Origin of the sequence: Streptomyces sp. CB02261 (assembly GCF_001905665.1) — a bacterium.
GTDB lineage: Bacteria > Actinomycetota > Actinomycetes > Streptomycetales > Streptomycetaceae > Streptomyces.
Genome location: NZ_LIVX01000004.1, coordinates 673,642 through 691,146, shown reverse-complemented (window position 1 = coordinate 691,146; position 17,505 = coordinate 673,642). Strand labels below are relative to the sequence as shown.

At 71.4% G+C, this 17,505-nt stretch carries 16 protein-coding genes; 3 read left to right on the top strand and 13 right to left on the bottom strand.

The genetic code is table 11. The features are described 5' to 3' along the window. Positions 1-57 precede the first annotated feature (57 nt). From AMK29_RS16485 to AMK29_RS16455, 7 genes are all read right to left on the bottom strand, one after another. Positions 58-1,068, bottom strand: a complete 1,011-nt coding sequence (locus AMK29_RS16485; RefSeq protein ID WP_073813442.1) for a hypothetical protein — start codon at positions 1,066-1,068, stop codon at positions 58-60. Further along, positions 1,068-1,934, bottom strand: a complete 867-nt coding sequence (locus AMK29_RS16480; RefSeq protein WP_158071320.1) for an alpha/beta fold hydrolase — start codon at positions 1,932-1,934, stop codon at positions 1,068-1,070. The genes AMK29_RS16485 and AMK29_RS16480 overlap by 1 nt, the downstream gene beginning before the upstream one ends. Then, the gene (locus AMK29_RS16475) at positions 1,931-2,938 is read right to left on the bottom strand and encodes a beta-ketoacyl synthase N-terminal-like domain-containing protein (protein WP_107422598.1); all 1,008 of its coding nucleotides are present in this window, start codon (positions 2,936-2,938) and stop codon (positions 1,931-1,933) included. The genes AMK29_RS16480 and AMK29_RS16475 overlap by 4 nt, the downstream gene beginning before the upstream one ends. Next, positions 2,935-4,110: a beta-ketoacyl synthase N-terminal-like domain-containing protein gene (locus AMK29_RS16470; protein WP_241845400.1), complete on the bottom strand. Its 1,176-nt coding sequence runs from the start codon at positions 4,108-4,110 to the stop codon at positions 2,935-2,937. Before AMK29_RS16470 ends, AMK29_RS16475 begins: the two co-directional genes overlap by 4 nt. Continuing rightward, positions 4,107-5,348 (bottom strand): beta-ketoacyl-[acyl-carrier-protein] synthase family protein, encoded by a 1,242-nt coding sequence (locus AMK29_RS16465; protein WP_073813438.1) that lies wholly within the window; start codon positions 5,346-5,348, stop codon positions 4,107-4,109. Before AMK29_RS16465 ends, AMK29_RS16470 begins: the two co-directional genes overlap by 4 nt. A gap of 69 nt (positions 5,349-5,417) precedes the next feature. Next, positions 5,418-5,675, bottom strand: coding sequence for an acyl carrier protein (locus tag AMK29_RS16460; protein WP_073813436.1), 258 nt, complete (start codon positions 5,673-5,675; stop codon positions 5,418-5,420). 298 nt (positions 5,676-5,973) lie between these two features. Next, positions 5,974-7,545, bottom strand: coding sequence for an acyl-CoA carboxylase subunit beta (locus tag AMK29_RS16455; RefSeq protein WP_073813435.1), 1,572 nt, complete (start codon positions 7,543-7,545; stop codon positions 5,974-5,976). Positions 7,546-7,857: 312 nt separating this feature from the next. Between AMK29_RS16455 and AMK29_RS16450 the strand changes: the two genes are divergently transcribed. Next, on the top strand, positions 7,858-9,255 hold the full coding sequence (locus AMK29_RS16450) for a cytochrome P450 (RefSeq protein ID WP_073813433.1): 1,398 nt from the start codon (positions 7,858-7,860) through the stop codon (positions 9,253-9,255). 54 nt (positions 9,256-9,309) lie between these two features. Here the strand turns inward: AMK29_RS16450 and AMK29_RS16445 are convergent, their stop codons facing one another. The 5 genes from AMK29_RS16445 to AMK29_RS16425 form a co-directional block, all read right to left on the bottom strand. Next, on the bottom strand, positions 9,310-10,011 hold the full coding sequence (locus tag AMK29_RS16445; protein ID WP_073813432.1) for a hypothetical protein: 702 nt from the start codon (positions 10,009-10,011) through the stop codon (positions 9,310-9,312). 199 nt (positions 10,012-10,210) lie between these two features. Further along, the gene (locus AMK29_RS16440) at positions 10,211-11,008 is read right to left on the bottom strand and encodes a hypothetical protein (RefSeq protein WP_073813431.1); all 798 of its coding nucleotides are present in this window, start codon (positions 11,006-11,008) and stop codon (positions 10,211-10,213) included. A gap of 388 nt (positions 11,009-11,396) precedes the next feature. Beyond that, complete coding sequence (locus tag AMK29_RS16435) at positions 11,397-12,143, bottom strand: 4'-phosphopantetheinyl transferase superfamily protein (protein ID WP_073813429.1); 747 nt, start codon at positions 12,141-12,143, stop codon at positions 11,397-11,399. Between the two features lie 154 nt (positions 12,144-12,297). Continuing rightward, on the bottom strand, positions 12,298-14,124 hold the full coding sequence (locus AMK29_RS16430; protein ID WP_073813428.1) for an acyl-CoA dehydrogenase: 1,827 nt from the start codon (positions 14,122-14,124) through the stop codon (positions 12,298-12,300). A gap of 190 nt (positions 14,125-14,314) precedes the next feature. Further along, complete coding sequence (locus tag AMK29_RS16425; RefSeq protein WP_158071319.1) at positions 14,315-15,070, bottom strand: SGNH/GDSL hydrolase family protein; 756 nt, start codon at positions 15,068-15,070, stop codon at positions 14,315-14,317. A 71-nt stretch (positions 15,071-15,141) separates the two neighbouring features. On the opposite strand from AMK29_RS16425, the gene AMK29_RS16420 reads away from it, so the two are divergent. Next, positions 15,142-15,762, top strand: coding sequence for a TetR/AcrR family transcriptional regulator (locus AMK29_RS16420; RefSeq protein WP_073813425.1), 621 nt, complete (start codon positions 15,142-15,144; stop codon positions 15,760-15,762). A gap of 200 nt (positions 15,763-15,962) precedes the next feature. Here AMK29_RS16420 and AMK29_RS16415 read toward each other — a convergent pair whose 3' ends face one another. After that, on the bottom strand, positions 15,963-16,928 hold the full coding sequence (locus tag AMK29_RS16415) for a pirin family protein (RefSeq protein WP_073813424.1): 966 nt from the start codon (positions 16,926-16,928) through the stop codon (positions 15,963-15,965). 155 nt (positions 16,929-17,083) lie between these two features. Between AMK29_RS16415 and AMK29_RS16410 the strand changes: the two genes are divergently transcribed. Beyond that, positions 17,084-17,431, top strand: coding sequence for a tetratricopeptide repeat protein (locus tag AMK29_RS16410; RefSeq protein WP_073813423.1), 348 nt, complete (start codon positions 17,084-17,086; stop codon positions 17,429-17,431). Positions 17,432-17,505 lie beyond the last annotated feature (74 nt).

The following is a 17,505-nucleotide window of genomic DNA, read 5'->3' as shown; positions in this document are numbered from 1 at the left end:
CGCCCGGCCCGCCGCCGGTCGGCGGCGGGCCGTGGCGCCTCGGTCGGCGGTCCGCCGTCAGGCGGCGGGCCGGCCGGCGAACGCCTCCAGCACACGGTCGTCGAAGGCGACGAGGCTCCAGTCGCTGCGGTCGCCGAACACCGCGTAGCCGTGCGTGATCCGACCGGTGGCGGTCTGCACCAGGCGCCCGTCGCGGACCACGTAGAAGTCGGTGCGGGCGGTGTAGGTGAGGTCCTTGAAGACCTCCTCGACCGTGAACACCGTGTAGAGGTCCTCCTCCATCAGCGCCTCGCCGAGCATCTGCACGCTCGAACGCGGCACCACCGGGATCCACTTGCGGTCGTCGAGCAGGGTCTTGATCGAGATGCCCCGGTCGGCGAGGAACAGGTCCACGACCTCCTCGACCTGGCGGAGGTAGCCCGACATGGCGAGGCGCTCGTTGAAGTGGCAGTACGGGTAGGGGATCCGCCACTTCCAGCCGAAGGCGTTGTCCCCGGCGAGGAGCTGGTCGAGGACCGGGTCCTGGCCGGCCGTGCCCCGGCCCGCGGACAGGGCGGTTCCGGCCGCCTCGGTCACCTCGGCGCCGTGGTGCACGCCCCGCTCCGCGAAACCGCCGATCTCGGCGACGGCGAAGCGGGACAGGGGCTCGGGCACCTCGGCCGGCGCAAGGTAACCGTCGATCCGCAGCGCCACCTTGACCTTGGAAGTGACGGCCTTGAGCTCCTTGCCGTCGCGCTCGACGTACAACGTGACAGCGAAGCTCAGGTGCCCGTCCCCGTCCTTCGTCTTCGGCACCACGTGCGCCCGGGCCTCGTCGTCCTGGTGGAAGGCGTGCAGGATGCGGGTGTCGAGGTCGGCCACGTCGAGACCCAGGCCGTGCTGCTCGAAGAGGTCCCGGGAGCCGAGGCCGGCGTTCCGGAAGTGCTCCAGGACCGCTTCCTCGACCAGGTAGTTGACGTGCTTGAAGCCGATCCAGGTGTTGATGTTGGAGCCCTCGTAGCGAGGCCGCAGCCGTACGGTGCTCTCGGTCTCCACAAGCGCCTTGACGGCCTCGGCGGTCACGGTCATCAGATGTTCTCCCTCGCACGTTCGTGGGTCGCACCCGGCCGGGGCCGGGCTGCGGCGGAATCAAGAAAGCTGTCGGTCAGGGAGGCGAACGCGGCGGCCTGTTCGACCATGGCGAAGTGGCCGCACTCGCCGAGGATCTTCACGGTCGCGTCCGGCAGGGCCGCGCCCAGCGCTTCGCTCTCGTCGGGGAAGGCGGCGAAGTCCGACTCCCCGCCGATCACCAGGCAGGGCCCGCTGAGACGCTCGGTCCGCAGGTACGGCGTGCGCAGATAGGTGTCGAAGAAGCTCGTCCAGCCGTACGGGCCGACGCGCTCGCGCACCTTCAGCGCCATGTCCCGGCGCAAGTCGCCGACGATGCGGCCGCCGGACCGGACCCGCAGCCCGTCCTCCAGGATCCGGCCGAACCCGTTGACGTAGTAGGAGAGCGCGTCCCAGTCGAACTGCTCGGGCCGGGCCCGGTAGAACGGCGACACCAGGACGACGCCCCTCAGACGGTGCCAGGTGAACGCGTCCACCCCGTCCGGTGCCAGCCCGCCCGGCTCGACGCCCTGCCCGTCGAGCAGCGCGAGGAGCGCCCCGGCCCCGAAGGAGTGCGCCACCACCACGTCGGGTCCGCCGGGCACCTGCGCCATGGCACGGGCCGTCCAGTGGGCCGGTGAGTGCGCGGCCCAGCCCGGGACCTCCTCGGACCGCCACGGCAGCTCCGCCGTCCACAGCGCGTGGCCGTGGTCCGCGGCCCGGGTCAGGTATTCGTCCCAGACGTTGCCGCCGCCGGCCAGTCCGTGCAGGAACAGCACCCGCAGCGGGGCGGGGCCGCGGCCCGGACGGCGCAGGGTCACCGACACGGGCGGTTCCACGGCGCTCACGCGGCGGACCCGGGCGGCAGGAGCAGGTACGAGGCGACCGCGTCGTCCCCGTCGGCGCCCGTGGTCACCAGGGCGTGCCGGTCCGAGCCCGCACCGGCGCCGACGAACCAGCCGACGGCCGCCGCACACTGCAGCACACCGAGGGCGCCGGAGGCCCGCCCGAAGACCGTGCTGAGGTCGACGCGCGGCACCTCGCCGGACACCGGCCCGTCGCCGGCGGTCCGAGGGCCTCGGTTCTCCGGCGCGCCGTATCCCTCCGGGACGAACCAGACACCGGGCTCCCGGCCCTCTCCGTCCACGAGCCGCTCCAGGCAGGGCTCCACCCCCGCCTGGCGGGTGGATCTGCCGAGGACGGCGACGGCGGCGGCACCGCGCTCGGCGGCGGCCTCGGGCCGCTCCAGGACCAAGGACACGGCTCCGTCGAGCAGTTGCCCGTCCGGGTCACCCAACAGGCCCCGTACGTAGCGGTTGTCGGTCTCGACACCGATCACCAGGACACGGTCGGCCCGGCGGGCGGCGACGGTGGCCGCTCCCCAGAAGACCGCGTCCAGGCCGGACGCCGCCCCGTTGCAGACCATCAGATTCGGCCCGCGCAGTCCGTAGCGGATCGCCACGGTGGAGGCGATCACGTTGCTGGACGCGTTCGGCAGCCCCATCGGGCTGATGCCGTCGACCCCGAGCTCCTTGATGCCGTCCGCCACCGAGCAGACGGTGTCCAGGTTCCCCAGGTTGGAGCTGGCCACCACCCCCACCGATGAGCCGGGCACGGTGAGTCCGGACCCGTCGTCGGACAGGAGTCCGGCCGCCCGCAGGCCGTCCCGCGCGGCACACAGGGCGAGCTGGGAGGCCCGGTCCTTGTACCGCAGGCCGCGCTTGCCGAGCAGCGCCGCGGGGTCGACCTGCGGCTCCGTTCCGGTGGGCGCGGACCGCAACAGGTCCGCGGGGCCGGCCACGCCGGGCAGTGCCGTCCCGACACCGGTCACCAGGATTCCCGCCGGCTTCACTCGCCTGCCCTCTCCACGACGGCGACCGCGTTCACGCCGCCGAATCCGAACGCGTTCACCTGCGCGAGCGTCATTCCGGCCCGGACCTCGTCGTCCTGGGCGAACCGGAAGTCCCCCGCCTCGCCGATCGGCTTCTCCAGCCCCACGGTCGGGGGCACCCGTCCGGACGCGAGCGAGCGCAGGGCGACGATCAGGCCGAGCAGGCCCGAGCCGCCGGAGGTGTGCCCGGTCATGGACTTGACCGCGGTCATCAGCGGGCCGCCGGTGTGCGGCCCGAAGACCTCGGCGATCGCGGCGGCCTCGGCCTCGTCGTTGAGCAGCGTCCCGGTGCCGTGCAGCAGTACCAGGTCGATGTCCTCGGGCCCGACGCCCGCCTGCCGGTGGGCGCCGCGGACCGCCTCGGCGACCCCGCCGGGATCGGGCGCGGTGACGTGGAAGGCGTCGCAGTTGACGTGCACCGAGCGCACCAGTCCGTGGACCTTCGCGCCCCGGGCGGCGTCGGCGCGGCGCAGCACGACCGCGGCGGCCCCGTCGCCCATCAGGACGCCCCGGCGGTCCTGGTCGAACGGCCTGACCCGGTCCGGGGGCTCCATGTGCACCCGGTCGAGGAGGCCGTACATGCTCTCGGTGAGCGTGTCGACACCGGCGACGACGACGTGCTCCGCCTCTCCCGCGGCCAGCAGGTCGCAGCCCATCGCCAGGGCGTACAGCGACGCGGAGCAGGCGTTGGAGACGGTGTACGTGCGCACCGCGCCGAAGCGCTCCTTCAGGGCGGGACCGAAGTGCAGGTCCGCCACGTCGAAGGGGGCTCCGTCGCGCCAGCCGAGTTCCGCGGACCGCAGTTCCCGCAGGCCGGTGCCGACCAGGATCGGCACCTCGCCGAGGTCGCTGCCGAGGCCGGCGTCGTGCGCCGCCTCCTCGACGGCCCGGACGAGCCAGCGGGTGGCGCGGCCCGGCACGTCCCGGCCGTCGGCGGGCCGGTCGTCGATCTCGTACGCCTGCTGCGCCCGGAACCGGCCGCGGTCGAAGCCGCGCAGGGGTGCGCGGCCGTCGCGGCCCGCGCACAGCGCGTCGAAGACATCGTCGACGCCGTCGCCCACACTGTTGACCGCTCCGAGCCCGATCACCTCGGGGTGGAGCGCGCCCGGTGCCACCGGGCCCTGATCCGTCACAGCCGCGCCGCCTCGCTCGCCTCGTACTTGCCGTAGATCACGACGGAGTTGTTGCCGCCGAACGCGAGCCCGTTGTTCTGCACGACCCGCAGATCGGCGTCGACGGCCTCGTTGGGCACGCAGTCGACGTTGCACTCGGGGTCCGTCGTCACGTGGTTGATGGTCGGCGGGATGAACCCCTCCTCGATCGCCAGTGCGCAGGCGATCGAGGCGAGGGCGCTGGCCGCCCCCATGCTGTGCCCGATCATCGACTTGATGGAGATGGTCCGGGGCGGCTGCTCGCCGAACACCTGGCGGATGGCTCCCGCCTCGGTGACGTCGTTGGCCTTGGTACCGGTGCCGTGCGCGGAGATGAAGTCCACCTGTGCCGGCTTCACGCCCGCGTTGTCGAGGGCGCGCTGCATGCAGCGGGCGACGCTGTCCTGGTTCGGGGCGACCGGGTGGTACGCGTCGCAGTTGAGCCCGTACCCGAGGATCTCGGCGTAGATGTGCGCACCGCGTGCGAGGGCCGACTCCAGGCTCTCCAGGAGCAGCACCCCGGCGCCCTCGCCGGTGAGGATGCCCTTGCGGTCGACGTCGAAGGGCTGGCAGCGCTCCGGCGCGATGGTGCCGAGGCGGTAGAAGCCGGTGAAGGTCTTCCGGCACAGGGCGTCGGCCCCGCCGCAGAGGGCGAACTCGACCTCCCCGGACCGGATGGCGTCGTACCCGTAGCCGATCGCGTAGTTGCCCGCCGCGCACGCGGTGGGCAGGGTCACCGCCTCGACCCGGGTGAGCCGGAGCTCACGGGCCACCGCGGCGGAGAGGCGGCCCGCCGGGATGCGGGCGGCGACCGTCCGGTCCATCCGCTCGGGCCCGGCCTCGACCTCCGTCTCGACCAGCTGGTCCAGGTCGCGCGACTCGCCGTCGGTGGTGCCGATGGAGATCAGGCACCGGTGGGCCCTGAGGTCGGCCTCCTCGAGGGCGGCGTCGGCGACCGCCATCCTGGACGCCGCGACCGAGAACTGGCTCGCCCGGCCCAGTTCCTCGACGTCGAAGTTCCTGATCCAGTCGGTCGGTTCGAAGTCGGATATCTCGCAGCCGTTGGCGTGCTCGAACCCTGTGGTGTCGAACGCGGTGATCGGCTTCGCGGCGCTGCGCCCCGAGCGCAGCCCGGCCAGGAACTCGACTGCTCCCTGGCCGATGCTGGACACCGCGCCGAGCCCGGTGATGACCACTCTGTTTGCCGGTTTATCAGACATATTCACCCCGAGATCTGGCGGCACCGGGCCGCGCTTCAGGTCACTCGTCCGCAGGCGCGGCGCCGCTCGTCAGAGCTTCCAGCCGGCGGCCTCGGCCACCACGTCGTAGACGCCCTCGAGATTGACCATCCGGCCGAGCTCGGACTGGTTGATGACCGCGCCGAACTCCTTTTCCAGAGAGGCCAGGATCTCGATCGCGCGCAGCGAGTCCGCGTCGTGCTCCTCCTTGAAGAGGCTCGTCTGCGTCACCTCTTCCGGGTCGATCTCCAGGATGTCGCACACGATTTCCTTGATGGTCTGCTGGCGTTCAACAATGGTGGCAGCCACGAAAGGCCTCACTTTCTCTGTTTCAGCAGAGTCGACGAAGAAGGAACTGCGGAATCTCCCGCGCTGTTGATCACGCTATTCGGACCGCAGAGGCTCGGACAAGCGTTCGTGCAACTAGCTGCCAACCGCCGGTCGGATACTGCCTGGCGCAATTCGACTGGCAATTTGCTGCGGCCCTGGCCGCGCAACGCTCGGGCCCGGCCCGGCGTACGGGGTGCGCCCGGGCGGGTGCGGCCCCGCCGGCCCGGGCTCCACGGCGTGGTGCGCCGCGGACCCGTGCGGGAGCCCGCACGGTCGGTCAGATCGGCGGGTTTCCGTGCTTCCGCGCCGGCAGGTCGGCGTGCTTCGCACGGAGCACACCGAGCGCGGCGGCGAGCACCTCGCGGGTCTCGGCCGGGTCGATGACGTCGTCGACCAGGCCGCGTTCGGCCGCGTAGTAGGGGTGCATCAGCTCGCTCCGGTACTCCTTGATCTTCTGCGCGCGCTCCGCCTCGGGGTCGTCGGCGGCGGCGATCTCGCGGCGGAAGATGACGTTGGCCGCCCCCTCGGCGCCCATCACGGCGATCTCGTTGGTGGGCCAGGCGTAGGACAGGTCCGCGCCGATGGAACGGGAGTCCATGACGATGTACGCGCCGCCGTACGCCTTGCGCAGGATCAGCTGGATCCGCGGCACGGTGGCGTTGCAGTACGCGTAGAGCAGCTTGGCGCCGTGCCGGATGATCCCGTCGTGCTCCTGGTCGACGCCCGGCAGGAAGCCCGGCACGTCGAGCAGGGTGACCAGCGGAATACTGAAGGCGTCGCACAGCTGGACGAAGCGGGCGGCCTTCTCGGAGGCGTGGATGTCGAGGACGCCGGCCAGGGACTGCGGCTGGTTGGCGACGAGACCGACCACATGGCCGTCGATCCGGGCGAGCGCGCAGATCACGTTGGTGGCCCAGCGCTCGTGGACCTCCATGAACTCGCCGTCGTCGACGATCTCCTCGATCACCTGCCGCATGTCGTACGGGCGGTTGCCGTCGGCCGGCACCAGGTCCCGCAGCACGTCGCAGCGGCGGTCCGGCGGATCCCCGGCCGGCAGGCTCGGCGGCAGCTCGCGGTTGTTCAGCGGCAGCAGCGACAGCAGGTAGCGGACCTCCTCCAGGCATGTCTCCTCGTCGTCGTATGCGAAGTGGGAGACCCCGGACACCGACGAGTGCACGTCCGCTCCCCCGAGCCCGTTCTGGGAGATCTTCTCGCCGGTCACCGCCTGGACCACGTCCGGTCCGGTGATGAACATCTGCGAGGTCTCACGGACCATGAAGACGAAATCCGTCAGGGCGGGCGAGTAGGCGGCGCCGCCGGCGCACGGGCCGAGCATCACGCTGATCTGCGGTATCACCCCCGAAGCCCGGGTGTTGCGCCGGAAGATCCCGCCGTACCCGGCGAGCGCCGTAACGCCCTCCTGGATGCGCGCGCCCGCGCCGTCGTTGAGTGACACCAGCGGCGCGCCCGCCGCGAGCGCCATGTCCATGATCTTGTGGATCTTCTGCGCGTGCGCCTCGCCGAGTGCGCCCCCGAAGATCCGGAAGTCGTGCGCGTAGGTGAACACCGTCCGGCCGTGGACCGTGCCCCAGCCGACGATCACCCCGTCGGTGTGCGGCCTCCTGCTCTCCAGCCCGAACCCCGTGGCCCGGTGCCGCCGCAGCGGCTCGACCTCGTGGAAGGAGCCCTCGTCGAGAAGCAGGTCGATCCGCTCCCGGGCGGTCAGCTTGCCCTTCGCGTGCTGCGCCTGCGTGGCCTTCTCGCTCGGACCCCTCATGACCTCCTCGCGCAGGTCGCGGAGTTCTGCCAGACGGGTACGCGTGGACCCGCCGGCCTGCGGTGCGTTCATGACGGTCTCCCCCGGGGTTGGGTCGAATTCCGGGTGGCCTGCGGACGAAGGCACAGCACACCCGGGACTATCGCCCCGACCATAGGTCCGGGGCCCTCGGGGCATGCCGCAAAGTTCACCGAGGTGTCAACAAGATGTCTGCTCTGGCAGCTACCTGCCCACCTGTTCCGAGGCGCGCTCCGGAACATTTCAATGGTGTTGAATCCGGAAGTCGCGTTCGCTCGCGGCTTGTCGATCACGGAAGGCGAGAGAATGTCACGAGCCGCTTTCTCCCGGAACAACCCGACGGTGCCCAGACTGAAAGGGAGCCCCGTGATCGGGAACACCTGGGAGTTCAGGCAGGATCGACTGTCCCTCTTCTCCCGCACGTTCGAGGACTGCGGAGACCTCGGCGTCTACAGGATCGCCGGCGACGATTTCCACCTGGCGAACTCGGTCGAGCTGGTGCACGAGGTCCTCATCAGGAAGGGCCGGCTCTTCGAGAAGACCGACCGCTTCCGCGCCTTCGCCCGGCCCCTGCTGGGCGACGGCCTCCTGACGGCGACCGACGAGGAACACAAGCACAACCGCCGCATCATCCAGCCGCGGTTCCACAACGCGGCGGTGAAACCGTCGGCGGACATCGCCGCGCGCGTCACCGGGACGGTGTCGGGGCGCTGGGCCGACGGCGAGGTGGTCGACGTGCGCCGCGAGATGGTGCGGCTGATCCTCGGCGTCGTCGGCCAGAACCTGTTCAGCCGCGACATCCTCGACGACGCCGACGAGTTGGGCAACGCGCTCACCGACGCCATCCACGGCTTCGACTCCATGGCGAGCGCCCTGGTCCCCCTGGGCATCACGTGGCCGACCCCGGCGAACCTGCGCTACCGGCGGGCGATCGAACGGCTGGAGCGCACCTTCTACTCCCTCCTCGCCGACCGCCGGTCCCTGGACCGCAGGCCGGACGACTGGCTCAACCTCCTCATGGAGACCCGGCGCGAGGACGGCTCCCCGTTCAGCGACAAGCAGATCCGGGACGAGGCGCTCAACATGTTCATGCCCGGCCATGAGACCACCGCCACCGGTCTCGCCTGGAGCCTCCACCTGCTCGCCGAACACCCCGAGGTCTACGAGCGGCTGCTGGACGAGGTGGACGGGGCGCTCGGCGGCCGGCCGCCGACCCTGGACGACCTGCCCCGGCTCCCCTACGCCCTCCAGGTGTTCAAGGAGACGATGCGTCTCTATCCGCCCGTCTACATGTTCACCCGGCAGGCCACCGAGGACGTCGACATCCTCGGCCACCGCCTCCCGGCCGGCACCACCGTGGTGTTCAGCCCGTATACGCTGCACCGTCGCGCGGACTACTTCCCCGACCCCGAGCGCTTCGACCCGGACCGGTTCTCGCCGGAGCGCGAGGCCCGGATACCGCGCCACGCCTATCTGCCCTTCGGCGCGGGCCACCGGGTCTGCATCGGCAACCACCACGCCCTGCTCAACGGCCACATGGTGCTCGCCACACTCGCCCAGCGGGTCCGCCTGCACTCCGTGCCCGGGCCGGCGCCGGTCAAGGAGCCGATGGTCACCCTGCGCCCCAAGGGCGGGGTCCCCATGAGGGTCGAGCGGCGCGGGTTCCCCGGGCCCGCGGCCGTCCGGGCGGACGAGGCACCTGCACACCTCGCCCGCCCGGGCGGCACCGCCGGCTCCTCGTCCTGCCCCCTGGGCCACGGCTGACACATGACGTCTGTGCCCGCCGCGCGGGATGTGCCGGACACGAACAGGCGGTCCTCAGGGCTGCGACCTGCCGGCGGGGTGGGCCGGCCCGGGGAGGTCCTGGCTCCTCGCCCGGTCGCGGTCGCCCGGCGGCCACATCGCGAGCAGCCCCGCGTCGGCGGCGAGGACGCCCGCCTGGAACCGCGACTTCGTCCCCAGCGAGTCCAGGATCTCCGCCACGTACCGCCGGTAGGTGCGGACCGAGATGCGCAGCTCCCGTGCGGCGACCTCGTCGGTGACCCCGGCGTAGAGCCGTCGGAGTATCCGCGCCGCGTAACGGCTGCGTTCCGAACGGTCGGGGTCGGCCCCGGCGCCGAGCGGGGCGGCGGTGCGCCACGCGCTGCCGAACAGGGCCAGGAGCGATTCGGTGACGACCTTCGCGCGGACCAGCGACGTCTGCCCGCCCCGGTCCGTACACATCACCGCGGCCCGGCCGTCCGCGATGACCGCCTCCAGGAACGGCATCCGGGCCACCCTGATGTCCAGCGGGTAGCCCCCGCCCCGCTGCTCCTCGCCGAAGCGCCGGTCGAGCATCGCCTGGTTGACCAGGACGCGAACCCGGCACTTCTTCCCCATGGCCAGAAGCAAGGACTGGAGGTCCGCGCACAGCTGCTCGGTGCGCACCGCCTCCGCCGAGATCACCACGTCCAGGGAGCGTTCCACCGAGGCGATCACCTCGACGATGGCCTCTCGCAGCGCTCCCTGTCCCGGTTCCACGGGCTCGATAAGTTGATCCCTTAACGACATGGCGCGATATCTGTCGACGGCCGTGTCAATCAGGCGGAGGATGTCCGCCAGGGCTTCGCCGAACTCGTCGGGGACACCGGCCGGATCGTCATGAAGAGAACCGTCTCCGCCCGTGAGCGGATCAACAGCTGTGCACTCCTTGTTCACACTTTCTCCCGTGAATGTGTTTTCACGATGCATGCCGGGACAGCCCGCCGTCACCCTGCGCGGATTCCTCGGGAGTCTCCGGTGCGGCAGCCGAACGCATTGCGTCGGCCGGGAGCAGCCCCAATTCGACCGCTCGGGCGCCGGCCTGAAATCGCGAACTGGCACCGATTTCGCGCATGATCTCGGCGATGTGCCGCCGATAGCTGCGCAACGGCATCCCGAGGTCCCGCGCGGCCACCTCGTCGATCTGCCCCGCCATCAGGGATCCGAGGATCCGGCGCCCCACTTCGCTGCGCGCCCGGCCGAACCGGCTCGGCCGGTCGGCCGGCCTGGATCCGTTCGCCCAGGCCACGGCGAAGAGGGAGGACAGCGTGCCGACCACGGCCGCGTCCCGGATGATCAGGACCTGCCGGGACTCGACCCCGAGCTCCGGCCAGATGACCGCGAGCCGGCCGGGTAGCAGGACCGCCTCCCGTAACGCGCCTTCCGACGTGCGCATCTCACACGGAGTGAGAGCGCACAGGGCTTCCCGCACCGGCTCCAGGTGACTCACTCCCGGAGCGCACAGCAGCCGCACCGCCGCCTCGCCGGAGGCTGCCGTGCGGCAGGCCGACGCCACGCGCAGGACCTCGTCCTCCGCCCCCTGGTCCGGCAGCACCACTCCGATGCTGCGGACGTCGCCGACGACGAGCCGCGCCAGTGCCCGCCGGAGCGCCCCCTCGTCCTGCGTCGACAGGAGCCGCTCCGGGCGCGCGCCGTGCAGGCGGTCGGCCTCCGCCGACTCGATGAGGGCGCGCGCCTGATGGAGCACCCCGTCCACTCCGTCGGCTCCGGTGGTCAAGACATCGGTGGCCCGGCACCGGGAATTCGCTTGCTGCCGGCCAATTGCATTCCCCCGCCCGGGATTCTCCCGATGCGATTCGCCTTCCCCGCTCACAATTCGCACTCCCCCGAATTCAACTCGCATTCCGCGGGGCGTGGTTCGGCACGACAGGGTGTCGATCGGACTCCCGTTCGCCTTCCAGCACCCTGCAGAGAATAACTCAATTTCCGGGTCGCGCGACGACCAGGATAAAGTTCAATCCCGAAGCAGTACTCGCGAGTCAGTTACCGGCGAGTCACTATTCCGGGTAGCCGACCCCTTAGCACTATCTGTTCAAGAACCCCTGCTCAGCAACAAAGTTGCAGCTTCTTGCCAACCGGGGCTCTCACAGGGAATGAGCCGCACCCGCGGGGGAAGGAAGCGCGGACAGGTGAACCGGAGCACTGCTGACCACGCTCACCAGCGCACCGAGCCGCTCGTCGGCCAGGTCGAGGACGTGCAGAGCCTCGAACCGTCCCCGCTGCACCCAGGTGGCGTCACGGCCCGAACGCCTCCGCGGCCCCAGCCGCATCCCGGAGAGGTCGAGTTCGTGCAGCGCGCCCAGGTCCGCCCGGCCGGCCTTCACCATGGCCTCCTTGCGCACCCACTGCCGCAGGAACATCGCCTGCGGGTCGTCCTGCCGGCCGATCTGACGCAGCTCGTTCCCGCTCAGCGCCCGCGCGAGCAGATCCGGGCCGGCGGGCCGCCGGGCCGCGAGCTCCACGTCGATGCCCACCGTCCCCCCGCCGGCCGCGGCCGCGACCACGCCGGGGGTGTGCGCCATGCTCACCGCGGTGGCCGGGTGCCCGGGCAGGTACGGCTTGCCGTGGCCGTCCTGACCGCAGTCACCGCAGTGCTGGGCGAGAGCCACCGCGGACGGGCCCACGTCGAGCAGCAGCCCGGCGCAGATCCGGGCGAGCAGGTGGGCGGCCACGAAGTCCCGCCGCGCGGAATCGCGCCGGAACCGCGCGGCACGCACCCGCTCCACGGGACTGAGCAGCCGTTCATCCGCTGCCCGGTGGGCCAGCACCTCGTCCGTACCGGCCACCACGGCCACCGCGGCGGGCGCCCTCGAATCCGTGCTGCTCGGCATGGCCGGCCTCCGCCTCTCCTGACGACGTGCCCGCGATGTGCCGGGCCCGGCCAACCTAACCGCTGCGACGCGCGGTCGAGCAGGCCGTTTCCGCTTGCTGCCACCTTGCCGCCGCGCCGCCGCGGGCCCGGAGCCGCTCACCTCTCCCGGTCGCTCAGAAGGCGCCCTCCGGCAGCTGCATCAGCGTGTTGTCCGTCCGCTCCGCCTGCTTCCGCCGGACGGCCACCCCCGGGAGCACCTCCGCGGCGAAGAACGCCGCGGCAGCCACCTTCCCGGCGTAGAAGTCCCTGTCCGCGCCCCGGGCCTCCGGCAGCCTGTCGACGGCCACGGCCGCCGCACGCAGCAGCAGATACGCGACGACGACGTCTCCGCTGGCCATCAGGAACCGGGTGGTGTTCTGGCCCACCCGGTACAGGGACGTGACGTCCTGCGCGGAGTCGGCCAGCTGCCGCACCATGACCGCGGCCATCGCCTCGAGTTCGGCCAGGGCGTCCGCCAACTCCGCGTGGGCGTCCTTGAGCTGGGACCGGCCGTCGGCTCCCGCCAGGAACCCCCTGATCTCCTCGGCGAGCGCGCGGAGCGCCCGCCCCTGGTCCCGGACGACCTTCCGGAAGAAGTAGTCCTGCCCCTGGATCGCCGTCGTCCCCTCGTAGAGGGTGTCGATCCTGGCGTCCCTGAGGTACTGCTCGACCGGGAAGTCCTGCAGGTAGCCGGAGCCGCCGAAGATCTGGAGCGACTGGTTGAGCTGCTCGTAGGCGCGTTCCGAGCCGTAGCCCTTCAGCACCGGCAGGAGCAGGTCGTTCAGCGCGCGGGCGGCGGAAGCGTCGGCGCCCGCCTGCTCCTTGACCACGATGTCGTCCTGGACACACGCCGTGTACAGGACCAGCGTCCGCAGACCTTCCGTACACGCCTTCTGCATCATCAGCGAGCGCCGCACGTCGGGGTGGTGGGTGATGGTGACACGGGGGGCCGTCCTGTCGGTGGCCCGCGTCAGATCCGCGCCCTGCACCCGCTCCTTGGCGTAACGGAGGGCGTTCAGGTACCCGGTCGACAACGTCGAGATCGCCTTCGTCCCGACCATCATCCGGGCGAACTCGATGATCCTGAACATCTGCCGGATGCCGTCGTGCGTCTCGCCGAGGAGCCAGCCCCTCGCCACGCCCCGGGCACCGAACGTCATCTCGCAGGTGTTCGACACCTTGAGGCCCATCTTGTGCTCGACCGCGGTGACATGGGCGCCGTTGCGCCTGCCCAGTTCGCCGGTGCTCCAGTCGAACTCGTACTTGGGCACCAGGAACAGGGACAGGCCCTTGGTGCCGGGCTCCCCGCCCTCGGGGCGGGCGAGCACGAAGTGCACGATGTTCTCGGACAGGTCGTGCTCGGCGTTGGTGATGAAGCGCTTCACGCCCTCGATGCGCCAGGAGCCGTCGGCCTCCCGCACCGCCTTCGTACGGCCCGCGCCGACGTCGGAACCGGCGTCCGGTTCGGTGAGCACCATCGTCGCGCCCCACTGTCGGTCCACCATCAGCCGTGCGACGGCACGCTGTTCCTCCGTGCCGAGCTCGTCGATCACCCGGGCGAAGCCGACTCCTCCGGCGTAGAGCCAGAGCGCCGGGTTGGCGCCCAGGACCAGTTCGGCGAAGGACCAGAAGAGCGAGGGCGGAGCGGCGGTTCCGCCCAGCTGCGCGGGAAGGCCGAGACGCCACCACTCCGCGTCCATGAAGGCCTCGTACGCCTTCTTGAACGACGCGGGAAGCGGCGCCGTGCCGGTCGCGGCGTCGAACACCGGGGGCGTCCGGTCGGCTTCGATCGCCGAGTCGGCGAGCTCGTCGGTGGCGAGCCGGTCGATCTCGGCGAGGATGTCCTCGGCGGCCGTCCGGTCGATGTCGGCGAACGGGCCGGTCCCGTACACGGAATCACGGCCCAGAACCTCGAAGAGGTTGAACCTGAGGTCGCGCAGGTTCGATAGGTAGTGGCTCATGGCTTCGGAGCTCCGTCTCTGTGGCTGGGTGAGCTGTGCTGTGGATCCCGGACCGTCTCGCACAGGGCCCCGCCCTTCGGGGGGACGCCATCACTCTCGCGTCCCGGCCCGGCGGCCGAACCGCACGCGGTTCGGCCGCCGGCACGGGGCGGCGACCACTGCCATGTCCCCGGCCGGCAGGCAGGTCCGGTCAGCGGCGGACGGCCGCCACCTCGTCCGTCGGGGCGGCGTCCGTGCCGAGTCCGGAGCACACGCCTGTCTCCAGCAGCGTCGCGATCCCTGCCGCGAGGTTGCGCGCCCAGCCCCGGTAACCGGGCACCGACGGGTGGAAGCGGTCGGAGGCGAGCCAGCCCCCCGCGAAAGGGGGCGGGCCTCCGGCGGGGACGTAAAACAGCACTTCGCCGCGCGCGGTGATCAGCCGAAACTTCCGGTCGAGGAGCCTGACGTACGAGTTGAGCGGCCCCCGGACGTGCGGCGGCAGACCCTGGTGGCCACCGAGGTCCGGCAGCCCGGCGAGGACGATCGGCACGTCGTGCCCGAGGCGCAGCCGGATGTCGCCGATCAGACCCTCGACGTCGTGCCGGAAGGCTCCGGGCCGCCGTGCCCGCATGGCGTCGTTGGTGCCGGCCGAGAGGAGGATCAGGTCCGGCTTCCACTGCCGGATCGGATCCGTCAGCTGTCCCAGCAGTACGGCCCTCATGTCGCGTACGGTCGCCCCCGACCTGGCGGCCACCCGCCAGCTCACGCTCCGGCCGGTGAGCGCGGTCAGCGCGGTGGCGACCTGCCCCGCGAGGGCGTCCCGGTGCTGCTCCGCGCCCACCCCGGCGGCGGTGGAGTCCCCGAGCAGCAGCAGGCGCAGCGGCGGCCCGTCGCCGGTGGTCTCGCCGGCGTCGCCGGCGGCGTCGGGCAGCCTGGGCCGTTGCGCCCGCACGGTTTCCTTGATCATCGCAGTGAGCATCGCACTCCCCCATAACGCCGTTATGGCCATGGGTCCAATAACAGCGTTATGATTCCGGTGTGTCAACTGAGATCCGCCGCAAACTCCTCGACGAAGTCGCCCGGATCCTGGCCGAGGAGGGGCCCGCCGCACTCACCGTGCGCCACGTGTCCCAGGCGGCCGGGACCTCCACCATGGCGGTCTACACCCACTTCGGCTCCATGCCGGGGCTGGTGCGGGAAACGATGCGGGAGGGCTTCGCGCGGTTCGCGGAACGCCTGATGGCGGTCGAGTCCGCTCAGGACGACGACCCGGTGGCCGGGCTCGCCCGGCTGTGCGCCGTGTACCAGGAGTTCGCGCGCGCCGAACCCGACGTCTACGCGGTCATGCTGGGCGGATCACGGCTGGCCGGTTTCGAGTTCACCGACGAGGACCGGGTCATGGGTCTGGACGTCCTGCGGATCCCGCACGCGGCGATCCAGCGCTGCATGGCGGCAGGCCGGTTCCGCGACGGCACGTCGTCGCTGCTCGCCTGGCAGCTCTGGTGCCAGATGCACGGACTCGCCCAACTGGAGGCGGCCGGCTACTTCGTGGGCCGGCACGGCGCCGCCGAGACCCTGACCGGACTGCTCCGGGACTTCGCGGTCGCGGCGGGCGACCGGCCCGAGGCGGCGGAACGCTCCGTGTCGGCGGCCCTCTGACCCCCGCCGGGTACGCCCGGCGACCGACCGCCGCGCCGCGACCCAGGTGGCCACTCACAGGCACAGGCACCGCCACCGGGACCGGGACCGGGACCACGGAACGACGAAGCCCGGCTCGGACGATGTCCGGGCCGGGCCGGCTTCGGGATGGGACGTGACGCGCCCGGGAAGAGCAACCAGCCTTATGTCATCACCCCAGTTCAGCGCACCCTTCCCCGCGCCTTCAGCTGCGTCGCCGGGACCTCCGGGGCGTCCAGGCGGGCGCCGTCGTAGCCCTTCACCTCGCCGAAGCGGTCGGACGTCATCCACTCCTCGCGGGCCTTGCGGATCTCCTCGTCCGTGCGGCCGACGAAGTTCCACCACATGACGATCTCCTCGTCGAACGGCTCTCCGCCGAGGAGCATCAGGCCCGCGTCCGAGGTCGCGCGCAAGGGAAGTTCGGTGCGGCCGCAGCCGAGGTAGAGCATCGAGCCCGGGAGGACCGGGACGCCGTCGACGTGCGCCTCTCCGGACATCGCCAGGACCGCGTACTCGAAGTCGGGGTGCAGGGGCAGGCTCGTCTCCGTGCCCGCCGCGAGGGCGAGGTCGGCTCCGACGAGGGGGGTGTACGTGGTGCCGGGCGAGGCGGCCCCGTCGAGTTCACCCAGGATCACCGTGGCCGTGAGGCCCGGGGCGGTGACCTGCGGCAGGTCGGCGTGGTGCTGGAAGTGCGGCTCCACATGGCGGTGGGCGTCCGGGAGGGCGACCCAGAGCTGGGCACCGTGCAGGAGGCGGGCGTGCCGCTTGGGGCTCTCCTCCGAGTGGGAGATGGCCCGCCCCGAGGTCATCAGGCCCAGTTCGCGCGGCCGGATGGTCTGGAGGCTGCCCGTGGAGTCGCGGTGCAGGACCTCGCCCTCGTGCAGCCAGCTGACGGTCTGGAGGCCCATGTGCGGGTGCGGCGGGACCTGCATCCCCGGCTCGTCGGCGATGTCGTCGGGGCCGTAGTGGTCGACGAAGGCCCAGGCGCCGACCATCCGCCGGCCCAGGTTGGGGAGCAGCCGGCGGACCTCGGTCGACTCTCCGAGCCGCACGTGCCGGGGGCTGAGGAGTTCCCGCACCGGCTCGGCGACGACGAAGCCACGGCCGCCGCACACGGTCAGCGTGGCCTGACGATCAAGATTGCTCATGTCGCTCAACCTATTTCCTGTCCGGGTTCCGGGAGTCCAGGCAGCCCCCGGGGAGACGAGGCCGATCATAGTGGAATGTTCAACCATCCCGTCGCGTTGACCTGATCGGCCACCCCACAGGGTGGCAGACGCAGGGCTCCGGAAGGGGAGAGCAAGTGAGCGACACGTACTACGAGTTCGGAACGGCCGCGGAACGCTGGGACCGTGCGCGGCTGTTCTTCGACGCGAAGGAGTACGGAACCGCCGTACGCATCCTCCGCGGCCTCGTCGCCGAGCACCCGGAGCAGACGGCCCAGCGACTCCTCCTCGCCCGCGCCTACTACCACTCCGCCCGGCTCTCCCGGGCCGAGGCCGAGCTGCGGGCCGTCCTGGAGCGCGACCCGGTCGAGCACTACGCCCGGCTGATGCTCGGCCGCACGCTCGAACGTCTGGGACGGACGGGCGAGGCCGCGCCGCATCTGCGGATGGCGGCCGCGATGGCCGGCGAGACCCCGCCGTCCTGACACGGGTCGCCGACGCCCTGTTCGACGAGACACCGCCGTCCTGACGCGGTTCTGATACCCCCACGCGGTATATT

Excerpts from the sequence above, each read along its gene's own strand:
- AMK29_RS16485 (WP_073813442.1), bottom strand. The coding sequence starts at position 1,068 with ATGACCGTGACCGCCGAGGCCGTCAAGGCGCTTGTGGAGACCGAGAGC.
- AMK29_RS16465 (WP_073813438.1), bottom strand. The coding sequence starts at position 5,348 with ATGTCTGATAAACCGGCAAACAGAGTGGTCATCACCGGGCTCGGCGCG.
- AMK29_RS16455 (WP_073813435.1), bottom strand. The coding sequence starts at position 7,545 with ATGAACGCACCGCAGGCCGGCGGGTCCACGCGTACCCGTCTGGCAGAA.
- AMK29_RS16435 (WP_073813429.1), bottom strand. The coding sequence starts at position 12,143 with ATGCCGAGCAGCACGGATTCGAGGGCGCCCGCCGCGGTGGCCGTGGTG.
- AMK29_RS16430 (WP_073813428.1), bottom strand. The coding sequence starts at position 14,124 with ATGAGCCACTACCTATCGAACCTGCGCGACCTCAGGTTCAACCTCTTC.
- AMK29_RS16425 (WP_158071319.1), bottom strand. The coding sequence starts at position 15,070 with ATGATCAAGGAAACCGTGCGGGCGCAACGGCCCAGGCTGCCCGACGCC.
- AMK29_RS16415 (WP_073813424.1), bottom strand. The coding sequence starts at position 16,928 with ATGAGCAATCTTGATCGTCAGGCCACGCTGACCGTGTGCGGCGGCCGT.